Raw genomic sequence first — 12,984 nt, 5'->3', positions numbered from 1 at the left:
TCCCGGGCCGTCGCCGTCGGCCTCGGAGAGCGCCCAGGTGTTCTGGGAGGCGATGTAGAGGAGGTCCCGGAGGAGTTCGAGGCGGCGTTCGGGGAGGAGGCTCGGCGAAAGCGCGATCTGCACCAGGAACGGGATGGTGCGCTCCGTCGCCGAGTACACGGTGCCCTGGTGCACGATGGCGCTGAAGTACTCGTACGTGGCCTCTGACCAGCCCTCATCGTTTGCGGCCAGCGCCCGGAGGATCTCAGGCGTGTCGTCTGCGGAGCCGTATGCGTGGTCAAGCGCGGACCAGTCGACGTCGTCCAGCCCGGTGAGCGTGATCGGCTCTCCCTCGCCTGACGGAGACGGGGGCCCTTGGTCCAGCAGCCGGGGAACCACGGCGCTCCGGGCTCGGGGCGGGGTATGGGCGAAGGACGCCAGGCGGGACTCCCGCACGTCCTCTGCCGTCCGGTCGACGAGCAGCCCGTCGAGGGAGCCGAGTTCCGGCGGACTCGGATGGCGGACGCCGTAGGCGTCCTTCAGCCGCGCGACGAACCGGTGCTCCTCGGCCGTCCACCACTCGACGTCGTCATCGGGATACGGCCCGTCGTCCCACGCCAGGACGCGCCGGCCCGGTTCATCGCCCCAGCGGCCGCGGTAGGTGCAAGGGGCGAGCAGGACCCGGGTGTAGCCCCGCTCGATGAAGATCTCCGCGATTCGCCGGGCCGTCGGCTCGTCCGCGACCGCGATGTCAGCGGCTTCACTCCAGCGCTTGAGAACCTGCGTGAATTCGGCCATGTCGCAGCATTCTAGGCACGGTCCGAGAGGCCTCAGCGCTTCTGGACCGCCCTCGTTCGAGTGGCTCTGCCGGACGCTTTGCCGGAGGCGTCAGATCCAGCCCTCCTCCCAGGCCCGGTGGGCCGCGGCGTGGCGTGAACCCGCGCCCAGCTTGGCCATGGCCGACGAAAGGTAGTTGCGCACCGTGCCGGGGGCCAGGTGGACGTGCCCGGCGATCTCGTTGACCGACGCGCCCGTCCGCGACACGCGCAGGACCTCCAGCTCCCGGTCTGTGAGCGGGCAGTCGTCCTCGGTCAGCGCGGAGGCGGCGATGTCGGGGTCGACGTAGCGCCGTCCGGCGGCGACGTCGCGGATGATCTCGGCCAGTCTCGCCGCGGACGTGGTCTTGGGCACGAAGCCGCTGACGCCCGCGGCGAGGGCGCGGCGGAGCACACCGGGGCGCGCGTGTCGGGTCACCAGGACGATCCTGACCTGCGCGTCGGAGCGGATCTCTTCTGCGGCGCGCAGCCCGTCGGTCGGCGGCATCTCCAGGTCGAGCACGGCGATGTCGGGCCGGTGCTCGCGCGCCAGCCGCACCGCGTCCGTGGACGTCGACGCCTCGGCGACCACGTCCAGATCCTCCTCCAGCGCCAGCAGCGCCGCCAAAGCGCTGCGCAGGAGGTCCTCGTCGTCGGCGATCAGCAGCCGGATCATTTCGCCCCCGCTGTGCCGGTCGGCAGCGATGCGACGACCTCGAACCAGCCGTCCTCGTTCCGCCATTCGAGCGTTCCCTCGGCGTTCCGCAGGCGCTCCGCCAGGACGGGCAGGCCCGTGCCCGTCCTCTGTGACGCGGAGCCGGTCGCACCGTCGTTGCCGACGCGCAGCAGAGCACGGCCGTCCTCGACTCGGTAGGCGATGCGGGCGCGGCCCGCCCTGCTGTGGCGCAGCACGTTGGTGGTCGCCTCGCGCATCACCAGCCCCAGCAGGTGCCGTCCGGTCTCGGACAGGTTCCGCACGTCGGTGCCGGAATCGCGGTCGACGCTCGTCCGGATCTCGGCGGATGCCAGCACCTTGGCCGCGTTGGCGATCTCCTCCTCCAGCGTCGTGCGCCGGTACCCCTGCGCCACGGCGCGGGTGTCGCGGAGCGCGTCGGTGGACAGCTGCTGCACCTCCCGCATCTCCGCGGCGGCCCGTGACGGATCCGCCTCCACCAGCCGTGCCGCGAGCTCGCTCTTGAGGGCGATGACCTGGAGGTGATGGCCCTGGATGTCGTGGAGATCGGAGGCGAACCTCAACCGCTCCTCCTTGACGGCGAGCTCGGCGGCCAGCCGCCCGGCGGCGTTCAGCCGTTCGGCCACGTCCCAGCCCCACAGCATGCCCAGCGTCGTCCACGAGGTGAACGCGACCAGCCCGACCGGCTCGGCGACGGCGGACGGCCACTGCGCGCCGCCGGAGACGAAGCCGACGACGCCGCCGAGGACGGCGGCCGCGACCACCGCGGCGGCGACCAGCATGCGCCGTTTCGGAGGAGGCAGGAACGTCGCCGCGACCGACACCATCATCGCCGGAGCCAACGACCACAGCCGTTGCCCGTGGATGACCGGCGCGATCGCCCCGAGCACGCCCGCCGCCGCGCAGCCTGCCGCGAGCCACCCGACCGGCGGGCGGACGGCCTGCACGCCCTCGGGCACGAGGGACAGCCGGCGGCGGAGCAGCACGACGATCGCCGCGATGAGCACGACGAGAGCGACGGCGCTGAGCGCCCTGGCCCAGCCCGGCACGTCCGGGTCCGGGATCCGGCCGCCGACGGAGAGCACGAGGAAGAACACGAGGGTCCCGGTGAGGCTCCACCACGTGTAACGGCGGAAGCCGCCCAGCCCGCTCCCGTGCTCCATCGGCTCGTCACGCATCCGGCCATTGTCCCTTTCCCGCACGGCGTGTGGGGGCCGTCGGTCGGCTGATGACAAATGTCATGAGAGGTCGTGACAGTTCCACGCCACCACGTCCGCTTCCGTCACTACTGCGCGTGTCGGCCGTGCCGCAGTCTGGACCCATCACCCACCCAGCCCAGGAGGGCAGCAATGGCACGAACCGACACAGGCCACCGTCACCACACGGGCGGCTGGCGGCACTTCTTCCGCCACTATCTGGAGATGATCGCCGCGATGCTCGTCGGCATGGTCGTCTTCGGAGCGCTCATCCGCGGCGGCCTCGCGCTCGCCGGACTGGAGTTCCCCGCGGGGCGCCCCGACCTGCTCGTCCTGGAGATGGCCTTCGACATGACGGCGGGCATGACGCTCTGGATGCGCTACCGCGGTCACGGCTGGCCCGCCACCGCCGAGATGGCCGCCTCCATGATCGTCCCGGCCCTCGTCCTGCTCCCGTTCCTGTGGTTGAGCGTGCTCTCGGGAGACGCGGTCATGCTCCTGGAGCACGTGCTGATGCTCCCGCTCATGCTCCTGGTCATGCTCCGCCGCCGCGAGGAGTACGGAGGCCCCGCCCATGTCTGAGCGCATACTCCGGCTCTGGCCCTTCCCCCTGGCCATCGTCATGGGAGTGTCCATGCCGACCGACGACTCCTCGGGCTGGAGGGTCCTGGCCGACGTCCTCCTCCTGCTGCCCCTGGTCTACCTCATCACGGCCAAGGTGGGACGGCGCAAGGCGACGTGGCCGGTGCTCCTGATCGTCACCTGCTCCTACGTGCTGCTGCGGGCACTCGACGCGGTGCCTCCGTCCGTCGTTTTCTCCGGAGCGGCGTTGGCCGTACTCGTCTGGAGCGTCTTCGACGGAGAACTCCGCGACTCCCGCGTCTTCCGCGCGCAGGCGCTCGGAATGCTCGCCTTCGGCGCGCTGGCCCTGGCCGGCCTGCTGGCGGAGCCCGACCTGGGCCGCTACCTGATCGCCGCAGGCTGGTTCCTCCACGGAATCTGGGACTTCGTGCACCTCAAGAAGGACGCGGTGGTCTCCCGCTCCTACGCGAAGTGGTGCTGCGTCATCGACATCCTGGTCGGGATCCAGCTCGCGATCCTGCCTTGACCGGCTCCCGGGGCGCTCCAGAACAGGCACCTTCGGGAACGTGTCTCGGGGAATCCAAGACGACTGTCACAGGCCGTGATTACTGTGTGTCGTGAGTCGAACACCTTTACGTAGGATCCCTCTCGAACTCGGCGGAGTCCGAGTCGGCGGGCCTGGCACAGGGGAGCAGCTGATGGCGAACCAGCGCGGTGAAGTGGTCGGGCCCCAGAAGTCGTTCGTCGTCGAGATGCGCGCTCGGAGGGAGGCCGCGGGGCTGTCCCGCTGCAGACTGGCGGAGGCGCTGGGCTGCACGCCTCAGTGGCTGGCGAAGGTGGAGAACTGCGACAAGGCGCCCTCTGAGGGATTGGCTGAAGATCTCGACACCTTCTGGACGACGGGCGGGACGTTCCACCGCCTGTGGGAACAGATGGCGGAAGCGCGTAGGCAAAGACTGATCCCCAGCGCTTTCCGACCTCTGATCGACGCCGAGCAGGAAGCCGTGCAGATCGGTATCTATGAACCGCTGCTGATCCCCGGAATCTTCCAGAGCGAAGAGTACGCGCGGCGGGTGCTCAGCACGGGCTTTCATCAGGAGAAGCTCGAAGACCTGTTGTCCATCCGGATGGGGCGCCAGAAGCTGTACGAGAAGGCCGATCCTCCAGTGATCTTCCTGGCGATCAGGGAGGCGGTGATCCGGGACCTGCCGGCAGAGGTCCGAACGGACCAGTGCAAGAAGCTCCTTGACCTGATGTCGTGGCAGAAGGTCTTCGTCCAGATCGTTCCTGCGGGTACGCACGTCTTCGAACCGAGCGGCTTCCAGGTCCTGAGCTTCGCGGACAGCGCGGACATCGCCTATGTGGAGGGGGCGAACGGGCACGGTCAGATGTTCGTCCGCGCTGAGGAGGTGCGAGGGCTTGACGTACTCTTCAACGTGATCAGAACCATCGCGCTGTCGGTGGAGGAGACCAGGCACCTGGTCCAAACGATCATGGAGGACGCGTGAGCGAATTCGATCTCCCGTCGGCTTGGCGCAAGAGTTCCCACAGCGGTGCTTCTGGAGACAACTGCGTCGAAATCTCTGGATCCCCTACCGCGATCGCGGTGCGGGACTCCAAGGACCCGGAGGGGCCGAAGCTGGTGTTCGGGCGGGCCGCGTTCAGCGTGTTCGCTCGCGGGCTTCGCGTTCGTTAGGCCGCGGCCCGCCCGCCGGTGACGGCTTCTCGTTCCCCTGTCGCGGCGAATGCGCTGTTTACTGCGGTAGCTGGTCGCCGGGGTGGGAGGGTGGGGTGACGGGAACGTGGTGCGCGATGACCGCCTTCGGGTGGTGAGGTGGTGATCGCCGGGTGGCGACCAAGGGCGGAGACCGGGCAGCGCGCGCGTGGGCGCTGATCACCGGGTGCGCCGCCGGGAGGCCGGTGGCCGCCGAGCACGTGTGCTGGGCGGCCGGCAAGGCGGTGGGGGCGGACGGGGCGGCGCTGTCGCTGTCGACCGGGACCGGCGCCCAGGCTTTGGTGTTCGCCACCGACGAGATCGCCGCCGGTGTGGAGGAACTGCAGTTCTCCCTGGGCGAGGGTCCGGGTGTTGACGCCTGGACGTACGGCGGCGCGTCCCTGGCCGAGGACCTGGAGTCGGCGGACACCGCGGCCCGATGGCCGTTCTTCGCCCCGGCCGCGGTGGCCGCCGGGGCGTGCGCGGTGTTCGCGTTCCCGTTGCAGGCCGGGGCGATCCGGCTGGGCACCCTGGACCTGTACCGGGCCAAGGCCGGCCTGCTGTCGACCGAGCAGCTCGCCGACGCGCTCACCTTCGCCGACGCCGCCCTGGAGGTGATGCTCCACTCCGCCCACCGCGGCCCGGGCTCATCGGAGGTCCAGCCGTTCGGGGAGCTGGGTGAGATGCGGGCGGAGGTCTATCAGGCGATCGGGATGGTCGCGGTACAGCTGGATGCGGGCTTGGATGTGGCGTTCGTGCGGTTGCGGGCACGGGCGTTCACCGACGGTGTGGAGGTGGCCGACATCGCCCGCCGGGTCCTGTCCCGGGATCTGCGGTTCGGCCCTGAAGATCCGGCCGGTTTTCATGCAGACACCTGACCTACCACCGTCCTGCGCGCACGCCCAGGGCCCGAGCTTTCAGAGAAGTGAGACCGACCATGCCGCGTGAAGAGCTTCTGGCCCAGGTGTTCGTCGAGCTGGCCGACACCCTGGTGGCCGATTTCGACGTGATCGAGTTCCTGCACCTGCTCACCGAGCGGTGCGTGCAGGTGCTGGAGGTCGACGCGGCCGGGCTCCTGCTCACCGACCAGGCCGACCGCCTGCAGCTGGTGGCCGCCTCCAGCGAGCAGTCCCGGCTGCTGGAGCTGTTCCAGCTCGAGGCCGAACAGGGTCCCTGCCTGGACGCCTACGCCACCGGAACTCTGGTCGCCGTCCCGGACCTGGCCGCTGAGACCGGCCGGTGGCCGAGGTTCGCCGCGGCCGCTCACGAGCGCGGTTTCGCCGCGGTGCACGCCCTGCCGATGCGGTTGCGTGACCAGGTCATCGGCGCGCTGAACCTGTTCGGCACCGCCCCCGGCGGTCTGGACGCGAGTACCGCGACGTTGGGGCAGGCGTTCGCCGATGTCGCCACGATCGGGCTGATCGGCGAGCGGGCCGCCCGTGAGCAGGCGCTGCTGTCCCAGCAGCTCCAGATCGCGCTCAACACCCGGGTCCTGATCGAGCAGGCCAAGGGCATGCTGGCCGAGCGCGGCAGCGGGTCGGTGGAGGAGGCGTTCGCCGCGATGCGCGCTTACGCCCGTAACAACAACCGCAAACTCACCGACGTCGCCACCGGCGTCATCAACGGCGACATCCTCCTGCACGAATCCGCCCGCACCCGCCCGCCGTCCTGACCGCCCCGGTCCGGACAAGGTGACCTGGTCAGGCGACGGTGGGAGCGGCCCCGGGCAGCACTGGTTCCGGAGCGGGCCCGGCCCGGGCTGTGAGGGCGGCCAGCAACCCGTCCAGATCGGGGTGCAGGGACAGGACCTGGTCCACCCCGGTCAGGTGAAAGACCCGGGCGACTCGGTCATGCGCCCCGGCCGCCTCCCAGCCGACCCCGCGGCCCCGGCATCGTTTCAGCGCGCCGATCAGGACACCGATTCCGCTGGCATCGCAGAACCCCACCCCGGCCAGGTCCACCGCGACTCCGCAGGCGGCGGCGTCGACGGCGGCCGACAACCACCCGCCCAGCCAGCCGCTGTTGGACGCGTCGATCTCCCCTGTCAGGGACACCAGAGCGTAGGAGCCCAGACCACCGGCGGTGACCGTCAGCGCCGTCCCGCAACCACCCTTCCCTGCCGACCCTCCGCCACCGGCCGCCCGGCCACGGGACTGATCGGGGATCCGCACATCCCCGCCCCGGGAAGAGACCGGAGCAGGGCGCTCACCGGCCGATGGCCCAGGTGGGGTTCCGCCGGTCATGGCGGCCTGCTCCGTCAGGAGCGCCGACCCGTGCAGGACCGCCGCCTGGACGTCGGCGATCGCGGCGTCCACCGTCGCGATCGCCCGGCGCAGCCGCAGCGCAGCCGCAGGATGGTCGATCACGCCCAGGACCAGATGCAGATCCAGACCCGCCGAGAACAACCGCCTGATGAGCTCCGCCGCAGGGTCGCCGGCAGCCCGGTCCGGGCCGCCCTTCCCCACCGGATCCGGGTGAGGACCATGCTCCTCACCCTGCCAGGCGGCACCGTCACCTGACCGTGTTCCCTCCACGTCGGTGTGCGGCCCGTCCATGCTCAACCCCCGGCCCCGGCTGGCGCCTGCGCCACCGGACCGGCACTCGCCAGGGCCTCGATCAACAGGAGCAGCCCCAGAGGGGCCGGACCATGCCCGGACACGAAGGTGTCCTCGCCCCCATCCGGGACCTCACCGCCACGACAGGGAGACACATCACAGGACGAAGACACGACCGGGGGGACAAAGGGAGGCTGACTCATGTCGAACTCCTCACGACGATCCGCTGGCGAACATTGTGTGAACGCCGCCAGGGGCCGGAGCGACAAGATCAGCAGACTTCCAGGCCGCGGCCCGAGAAGGAGATGAACTCTGCGCTCAGGTTACGCTCGGCCAGGCCACGAGGGAACCCCGCCGAGAGTTGTTCTCACTTGCGGCGGACAGATGTGACAACCGTGACCACTCCAGCGCGGGTACGCCCTTCTTCGCGATCGGTGACCGAAGCGCTCCGGCTTGTACGGAGGCTGTGACGGACCTGTGCCGCCGACCGGCTTCACCTGCTCGACGATGGATGCTTGAACCCTGGTCGTCCGCCGAATCGCGTATTCGCTCACGGCTTCGCGGATCCTATGACTCGGTACACGGGCCCATCTGGCCGATTGTGCGACCACGGAACCTAGAGGGGCCCGGGTTCAATCCGTCTTCGCGCGCGACCCGGCGAGTTCGACGGTCAGGGCCGCCGTCAGGGCCGCGACCGCGAACACGCCCAGCACCCGGATGATGAGGACGACCGGGACGTCGCCGCTGGGAAGCAGTGCCGAAGCGATGCTCCCGGCCGCCGTAGTCCCGCAGCCGGCCCGGCAGATGCGCGGCGACGGCGGGTGCCGCACGCCGTACGAGCAGCGCCGCGACCACGCTCAGCGGCACGCCCCACACCGCGAGGCCCGCCCAGGTGTGCCCGTAGGTGAGCAGCGGCTTGCCCAGCACGTAGGGCAGGTCGGGCGCCGCCGACCCGACGACGAGCGCGACCCGTCGAACCGGCGGGGCCACCGCATCTTCACGGGCAGCACGATCGCTGAATGCGAGGGGAACGTCAGAGGCACCGCCTTATGAGACCCTCCCTTGTTACGCCCCGCGTAGCCGATTCGTTCAGGGCCGTTCAGCGGTCGGCCTGCGGACGCCACCGCGTTGTCGACCGGAACACCGCAGGGCGGTCAGCGGAAGGCTTCGGCGTTCTCCTGCGCCCATTGTGCGAAGGTCCGGGCGGGGCGTCCGAGGATTCGCTCGACGGTGTCCGTCATCGTGTACGCCTCCTTGGGCGGGTCGGCGTACCAGCCGATGACGTGGTCGACGGCCTCCTGGGAGGCGCCCGCCCAGCGCATCCGCTCGCGGGCCTGCTGTTCGGTCAGCTCCACGAACCGGATGTCGCGGCCCAGGGCCTGTCCCAGAACCGCCACCTTCTGCGGCATGTCCAGGGTCTCGGGCCCGGTCAGCACGTACTCCCTGCCGGCGTGGCCGTCCTCGGTCAGCGTCCTGGCGGCCACGGCGCCGATGTCGGCCTCATGGATCATGTTGCTGCGGGTGGCGCCGAACGGCTCGCGCACCACGCCCTCGCTTCTGATGGAGTCGGTCCAGGCGAGGGCGTTGGACATGAACTCCTGCGGCTGGAGGACGGTCCACGCCGGCCCCTCGGCCGCCACGGCCGCCTCGACCGGGCCCGGCTCGCCGCCCCACAACACCGTCACCTGCCGGACGCCCGCCTCGGCGGCCAGCCGGGCGATCCGCGGACCGGTGCGCAGCGGGGCGCCGTCCCCGCCGTCAAAGGTGATCAGGTGCAAGGCGGTCACGCCCTCCAGTGCAGGCGCCAGGCTGTCGGGGACCGCGAGATCCCCGACCGCCACCTCCACGCCGTGAGGCAGCCTGGCCTTCGCGGGATCACGGGTCAGGACCCGGACCCTGTGACCTTCGCGGAGCAGCTCTGCGACCACATGGCGGCCCACGTTCCCAGCGGCTCCGGTGACCAGGATCGTCATGGCGTTCCCTTCCTCGTCGGATATCGCCACGACGTTAGAACTTAAAGTCCACTTGAAGTCAATTGCGGCTCGTTCGGAGTTCCCAGAGATGTTCCTCAAGCTTCCGGGGACGGGGACGGGGACGGGGACGGGGACGGGGACGGGGACGGGGCCGCGGTCGAGCGCGAGCGAACACGAATGTGTCGTGTGCGGTTCTGTGGCGTGCTTCCTCTTATGTGCTGGCATGAGTGCGTTCCGCGGAGAGCGAGGCCTCGTGTCCGCGGCCGACGACGCCATGGAGGCCCCGGTATGACAGACCAGCCGTTCCTGCCGAACATCCCCCTTCAGGGCAGCGGGGAGTCAGAGGACGAGTCCGACGCCCCGGGGGTGCTTCCGGTCGTCGAGCGGGACAACGAGGGGCGGTTCGAGGTAGGGCCCGTCACGACCCGGTTCCCGACCGGCCTGTACGTCACCGACCAGTTCAAAGACGGCAAGAACGACCCGCCCTGGCAGGTGGCCTGCCACGAGGTCAAGTTCTCGGCGACGGCGCGGACGGCCCTGGACGAGGGCTGGGAGCTCGGATGGATCCAGACGGTCCGCCCCTGCCGGTTCTGGGTCGTCTACCGCTCTCCTCAGAGCGAGGACGCCTCCGTCAAGCTGATCACCTCGGTGGAGGAGGCCAAGCGCGACGGCGACTACGGTGAGATCTGGTACGAGGGCCCCTGCTCTCTGACCCCGGGCGAGTGGGCCGAGACAGAGATGGGCGACGACCCGAACCTCGGCTTCTGGCACCCGGCCTACCAGGGCGAGGAGCATCCCCGGCTGCAGGGTTGGATCCCGCGGACCTGCGGTGGGACCAAGGAGTTCTGGACGTGGCTGGTCGCCTACAAGGCGGACGGGAACGAGCTGGTGTTCCTCCACCACATCCACTGGGAGGTGCGCTTCGGCGGCCGGCTCACCTCCGCGCCCGGAATCGAGCCCGAAGAGGGGACAGGCGCCTTCCTCATCGAGGAAGGCCCCGGAAAGGGCGGCCAGACCCCCTGCTACGACAAGCAGGAGATCGAGCCGTCCGACGACGAGACCCAGACCCTGGAGGACCTCTGAGCGGTGCGCCGCCGTGCGGACGTAGCCTCCGGCGACCGGCGAGGTGAAGGACGTCCCGACGGAACACCGGCGCCGGTCGCGGCAGGTCAGCGGGTGGTGATGATCCGGCCGTACTCGTGGACGAGGTAGGTGCCCGCGACGCCGATCAGGCGGGTGGAGCCGGGGAGACGGGTCAGGTCCTGGGGAGCGATGTTGAGGTTTCCGAAGGGGAGGACCCGGGTCTTCCAGCCGCCCTTGGCGGTGCGGTGGTAGAGGCGTTCCTTCTCGTCGAGGGCGGAGGGGCCGGCTCCCAGGGCCCACATGCCGCCGCGGCCGTCCGGGACGGCCATCTGCAGGATCTTGCCGCGGGCGGGGCCGGGCTTCTCGACCTGCCATCGGCGGCCGTTCCAGGAGGCGATGCGGCTTTCGCCCTTGAGGGGGAGTCCCTCCTCGGTCCACCGCTGCGAGGAGAACGCGACGGTGACACGACGTCCCTGGACGTCCAGGGACGTCGTCTTCCAGCGGGACGCGCCGCCGGGCAGCGGGATCTTGACGGACTTCCAGCGGGCGCCCGTCCACTGGAACAGGCTGCGGCCGGCGAACCAGTCGATCGCCCAGATGCGGCCCGCGCCCGACCTGACTTTCAGATAGCCGGGCTCCTGCCCCGCGGTGGCCCGCGCGCGCCAGGAGCGGCCGTCGTAGTGCCAGGCCTTGTCCTTCTTCGCCCTGAGGTCTGTACCGAAGACCCAGACGTTCTTGGGGCCCAGTACCGCGATCTGTTCGAGCAGCACCCCGGGAAAGGCGCGGCCCTTCACCCAGCGGCTCCCGTTCCAGCGGATCAGCCCGCTACGGGCGGGGCCGTCGCCTTCTGTCGTGCTCACCACCGACGACCGCACCGCCCACACGTTGTCGGGCCCCGAAGCCGCGGCCTCGACCGCGAGGTTGACCGCGCCGTCGAACCCGCCCGGCAGCGGAGACGGCCGCCACTTCCCGCCGTCCCACCGGTAGGCGATCGGCCGCGCGGGCTCACTCCCGATGAAGAAGGCGAATCCCGACTTCGCACCGGTCATGACGACCCGGCTCGCCACCCCGTCTACTTTCCTGAGCACCTTGAACGGCGACGCCGGAGCGGCGTGGGCGGGAGCGCCGGGCACGAGCGCCGCAACGAGGACGAGCGGGAGGAGCGGCTTCATCGGGATCCTTACGTCATGCCGGGCCCGAAGGCCGGCGGCCCCCCTTGCAGGACCTCGAAGAACATAACGGAGGTAGGTATCACGGAGCACACCGAACCGATAGGAATCGCTGCCCATGCGACCTGGCGATATCTCCTCGAAGGTCTGACCGTTGCTTCGGGAATCTTCGATCCCCAGGCGCTGGTCTGGCCCGTTCGCGTGATCGGTGTTCTCATGTGCCCGGATGCCTCACGCCACCGAGCCATACGTGAGCACTGCCTGGCACCGATCATCCAGGAGGGCCGGACCGAGGTCCGGGAAGAGGTCCGCGATCGCCTGAGCGGGGCTTTTCCCGAAGACCTTTGGTTTTCCAGGTCACAGGTCTTGCGCTTTCCAACGGAAGAGTTGACAGAAGGCCTGATCCGTCCAGATCCACAACAGCGTGCGGCGCGTTTTGTGCTTGCCGGGAGAAGATTCACCGGTCCTCGCGATGCGACTCTGCGTCCATGCGCATTCTTGCGGTCTTCATCCTCGCGTCCGCGGCTCTCCTCGCCGTGCCCGCGCCGGCCCATGCAGAGGAGACCTGGGTCGAGGACCGCTTGGTGGGCGAGGTCGTTGACCATGAGGTGGAGTTCGGCGAGGAGATCCTCGAGGGCCTGGTACTGCTCGTAGAACTGGCGGCTGGACAGGCCCGCGTGGGTGCAGACGTCGGCCAGTCGGGTGCCGCGGTGGCCCTGGTCGCCGCCGAAGAGATCGAGGCCCGCCTCGAGGAGGCGGGCGTGCCGTTCGGCGCGCCGCTGCGCCGCGTCCTTGCCCGCGTACCGGCCGGGAACGGGGAACCGGCGCCATGACCTTGTGCGGCGGCTCATTCGATCGAGATCGGGCGGGCCGGTTTCTGTATGCGGAGGGAACCAGCCCGCCTCCGCGGATGCGGCCGGATGCGGCCGGAGAAAGCCCTGGGACGAATTCCCCGGATCGCCTGTCCGTAGATCGAGAGATTCTCGTGTTGAGATGATCTCTGTACGTCGAATTGCGGCCGGACGCCACGAGCCGATGCCTTCGACGAAGGGTCGCACGGATGAGCGCGCCGCAAGCTTTGACGCCGATTCCCGGCCGCTACCGATTCGTGGAAAGCGTACCGTCCCATGGATTCGGGTGAAGCGGAGGATCCGATCGGTCCCGGCCCGGCTTCCGCGCGTCGCGCCCCGGGCAAAGGCGGGCCACCACGTTTTCGGTCCAAGC

The 12,984-nt window shown here is 69.8% G+C and carries 15 protein-coding genes and 2 pseudogenes; 9 read left to right on the top strand and 8 right to left on the bottom strand.

Annotated features, from left to right (window positions below; translation table 11 throughout):
- The 3 genes and pseudogenes from ABD327_RS11570 to ABD327_RS11560 all read right to left on the bottom strand — a co-directional run.
- Positions 1–777 (bottom strand): annotated as a pseudogene (locus ABD327_RS11570) (hypothetical protein); the annotation flags it as partial.
- A 90-nt stretch (positions 778–867) separates the two neighbouring features.
- A complete protein-coding gene (locus ABD327_RS11565; RefSeq protein ID WP_344450307.1) occupies positions 868–1,470 on the bottom strand; it encodes a response regulator transcription factor in 603 nt (200 codons plus the stop codon).
- Positions 1,467–2,666, bottom strand: coding sequence for a sensor histidine kinase (locus ABD327_RS11560; protein WP_344450306.1), 1,200 nt, complete (start codon positions 2,664–2,666; stop codon positions 1,467–1,469). Before ABD327_RS11560 ends, ABD327_RS11565 begins: the two co-directional genes overlap by 4 nt.
- Positions 2,667–2,837: 171 nt before the next feature.
- Between ABD327_RS11560 and ABD327_RS11555 the strand changes: the two genes are divergently transcribed.
- The 6 genes from ABD327_RS11555 to ABD327_RS11530 all read left to right on the top strand — a co-directional run bounded on the left by ABD327_RS11555 (position 2,838) and on the right by ABD327_RS11530 (position 6,652).
- Entirely contained in the window at positions 2,838–3,266 is a 429-nt protein-coding gene (locus ABD327_RS11555) for a hypothetical protein (protein ID WP_344450305.1), read from the top strand.
- Positions 3,259–3,792, top strand: coding sequence for a hypothetical protein (locus ABD327_RS11550; RefSeq protein ID WP_344450304.1), 534 nt, complete (start codon positions 3,259–3,261; stop codon positions 3,790–3,792). Before ABD327_RS11555 ends, ABD327_RS11550 begins: the two co-directional genes overlap by 8 nt.
- A gap of 172 nt (positions 3,793–3,964) precedes the next feature.
- Complete coding sequence (locus ABD327_RS11545; protein ID WP_344450303.1) at positions 3,965–4,774, top strand: helix-turn-helix domain-containing protein; 810 nt, start codon at positions 3,965–3,967, stop codon at positions 4,772–4,774.
- Positions 4,771–4,962, top strand: a complete 192-nt coding sequence (locus ABD327_RS11540) for a DUF397 domain-containing protein (RefSeq protein WP_344450302.1) — start codon at positions 4,771–4,773, stop codon at positions 4,960–4,962. The genes ABD327_RS11545 and ABD327_RS11540 overlap by 4 nt, the downstream gene beginning before the upstream one ends.
- 152 nt (positions 4,963–5,114) lie before the next feature.
- Positions 5,115–5,858: an ANTAR domain-containing protein gene (locus tag ABD327_RS11535; protein ID WP_344450301.1), complete on the top strand. Its 744-nt coding sequence runs from the start codon at positions 5,115–5,117 to the stop codon at positions 5,856–5,858.
- Between the two features lie 59 nt (positions 5,859–5,917).
- Positions 5,918–6,652 (top strand): GAF and ANTAR domain-containing protein, encoded by a 735-nt coding sequence (locus ABD327_RS11530; RefSeq protein ID WP_344450300.1) that lies wholly within the window; start codon positions 5,918–5,920, stop codon positions 6,650–6,652.
- Between the two features lie 28 nt (positions 6,653–6,680).
- Here ABD327_RS11530 and ABD327_RS11525 read toward each other — a convergent pair whose 3' ends face one another.
- Positions 6,681–7,346, bottom strand: a complete 666-nt coding sequence (locus tag ABD327_RS11525) for an STAS domain-containing protein (RefSeq protein WP_344450299.1) — start codon at positions 7,344–7,346, stop codon at positions 6,681–6,683.
- Positions 7,347–7,358: 12 nt separating this feature from the next.
- On the opposite strand from ABD327_RS11525, the gene ABD327_RS11520 reads away from it, so the two are divergent.
- Positions 7,359–7,499: a hypothetical protein gene (locus ABD327_RS11520; protein ID WP_344450298.1), complete on the top strand. Its 141-nt coding sequence runs from the start codon at positions 7,359–7,361 to the stop codon at positions 7,497–7,499.
- Between the two features lie 668 nt (positions 7,500–8,167).
- On the opposite strand, the gene ABD327_RS11515 is transcribed toward ABD327_RS11520, so the two are convergent.
- The 3 genes and pseudogenes from ABD327_RS11515 to ABD327_RS11510 form a co-directional block, all read right to left on the bottom strand.
- Positions 8,168–8,365, bottom strand: coding sequence for a hypothetical protein (locus ABD327_RS11515; protein WP_344450297.1), 198 nt, complete (start codon positions 8,363–8,365; stop codon positions 8,168–8,170).
- Positions 8,366–8,372: 7 nt separating this feature from the next.
- A pseudogene (locus ABD327_RS37460) lies at positions 8,373–8,462 on the bottom strand (hypothetical protein); the annotation flags it as partial.
- A 227-nt stretch (positions 8,463–8,689) separates the two neighbouring features.
- Complete coding sequence (locus ABD327_RS11510) at positions 8,690–9,508, bottom strand: NmrA family NAD(P)-binding protein (protein WP_344450296.1); 819 nt, start codon at positions 9,506–9,508, stop codon at positions 8,690–8,692.
- 288 nt (positions 9,509–9,796) lie between these two features.
- On the opposite strand from ABD327_RS11510, the gene ABD327_RS11505 reads away from it, so the two are divergent.
- Positions 9,797–10,591, top strand: a complete 795-nt coding sequence (locus ABD327_RS11505) for a hypothetical protein (RefSeq protein ID WP_344450295.1) — start codon at positions 9,797–9,799, stop codon at positions 10,589–10,591.
- Positions 10,592–10,677: 86 nt separating this feature from the next.
- Here ABD327_RS11505 and ABD327_RS11500 read toward each other — a convergent pair whose 3' ends face one another.
- Positions 10,678–11,763, bottom strand: coding sequence for a hypothetical protein (locus ABD327_RS11500; RefSeq protein ID WP_344450294.1), 1,086 nt, complete (start codon positions 11,761–11,763; stop codon positions 10,678–10,680).
- 485 nt (positions 11,764–12,248) lie between these two features.
- Between ABD327_RS11500 and ABD327_RS11495 the strand changes: the two genes are divergently transcribed.
- Positions 12,249–12,593, top strand: a complete 345-nt coding sequence (locus tag ABD327_RS11495; protein ID WP_344450293.1) for a hypothetical protein — start codon at positions 12,249–12,251, stop codon at positions 12,591–12,593.
- Positions 12,594–12,984: the final 391 nt, after the last annotated feature.

It is taken from the genome of Actinocorallia aurantiaca, from assembly GCF_039533685.1.
Classification (GTDB): Bacteria; Actinomycetota; Actinomycetes; order Streptosporangiales; family Streptosporangiaceae; genus Actinocorallia; species Actinocorallia aurantiaca.
The sequence above is the reverse complement of the archived record's forward strand: the minus strand, read 5'-3'. Positions and strand labels throughout refer to the sequence as shown.

Coding starts and splice junctions, on each gene's coding strand:
- ABD327_RS11500 (WP_344450294.1), bottom strand. CDS start 11,763: ATGAAGCCGCTCCTCCCGCTCGTCCTCGTTGCGGCGCTCGTGCCCGGC.
- ABD327_RS11495 (WP_344450293.1), top strand. CDS start 12,249: ATGCGCATTCTTGCGGTCTTCATCCTCGCGTCCGCGGCTCTCCTCGCC.
- ABD327_RS11565 (WP_344450307.1), bottom strand. CDS start 1,470: ATGATCCGGCTGCTGATCGCCGACGACGAGGACCTCCTGCGCAGCGCT.
- ABD327_RS11545 (WP_344450303.1), top strand. CDS start 3,965: ATGGCGAACCAGCGCGGTGAAGTGGTCGGGCCCCAGAAGTCGTTCGTC.
- ABD327_RS11550 (WP_344450304.1), top strand. CDS start 3,259: ATGTCTGAGCGCATACTCCGGCTCTGGCCCTTCCCCCTGGCCATCGTC.
- ABD327_RS11520 (WP_344450298.1), top strand. CDS start 7,359: ATGCAGATCCAGACCCGCCGAGAACAACCGCCTGATGAGCTCCGCCGC.
- ABD327_RS11530 (WP_344450300.1), top strand. CDS start 5,918: ATGCCGCGTGAAGAGCTTCTGGCCCAGGTGTTCGTCGAGCTGGCCGAC.
- ABD327_RS11560 (WP_344450306.1), bottom strand. CDS start 2,666: ATGCGTGACGAGCCGATGGAGCACGGGAGCGGGCTGGGCGGCTTCCGC.
- ABD327_RS11555 (WP_344450305.1), top strand. CDS start 2,838: ATGGCACGAACCGACACAGGCCACCGTCACCACACGGGCGGCTGGCGG.
- ABD327_RS11505 (WP_344450295.1), top strand. CDS start 9,797: ATGACAGACCAGCCGTTCCTGCCGAACATCCCCCTTCAGGGCAGCGGG.
- ABD327_RS11510 (WP_344450296.1), bottom strand. CDS start 9,508: ATGACGATCCTGGTCACCGGAGCCGCTGGGAACGTGGGCCGCCATGTG.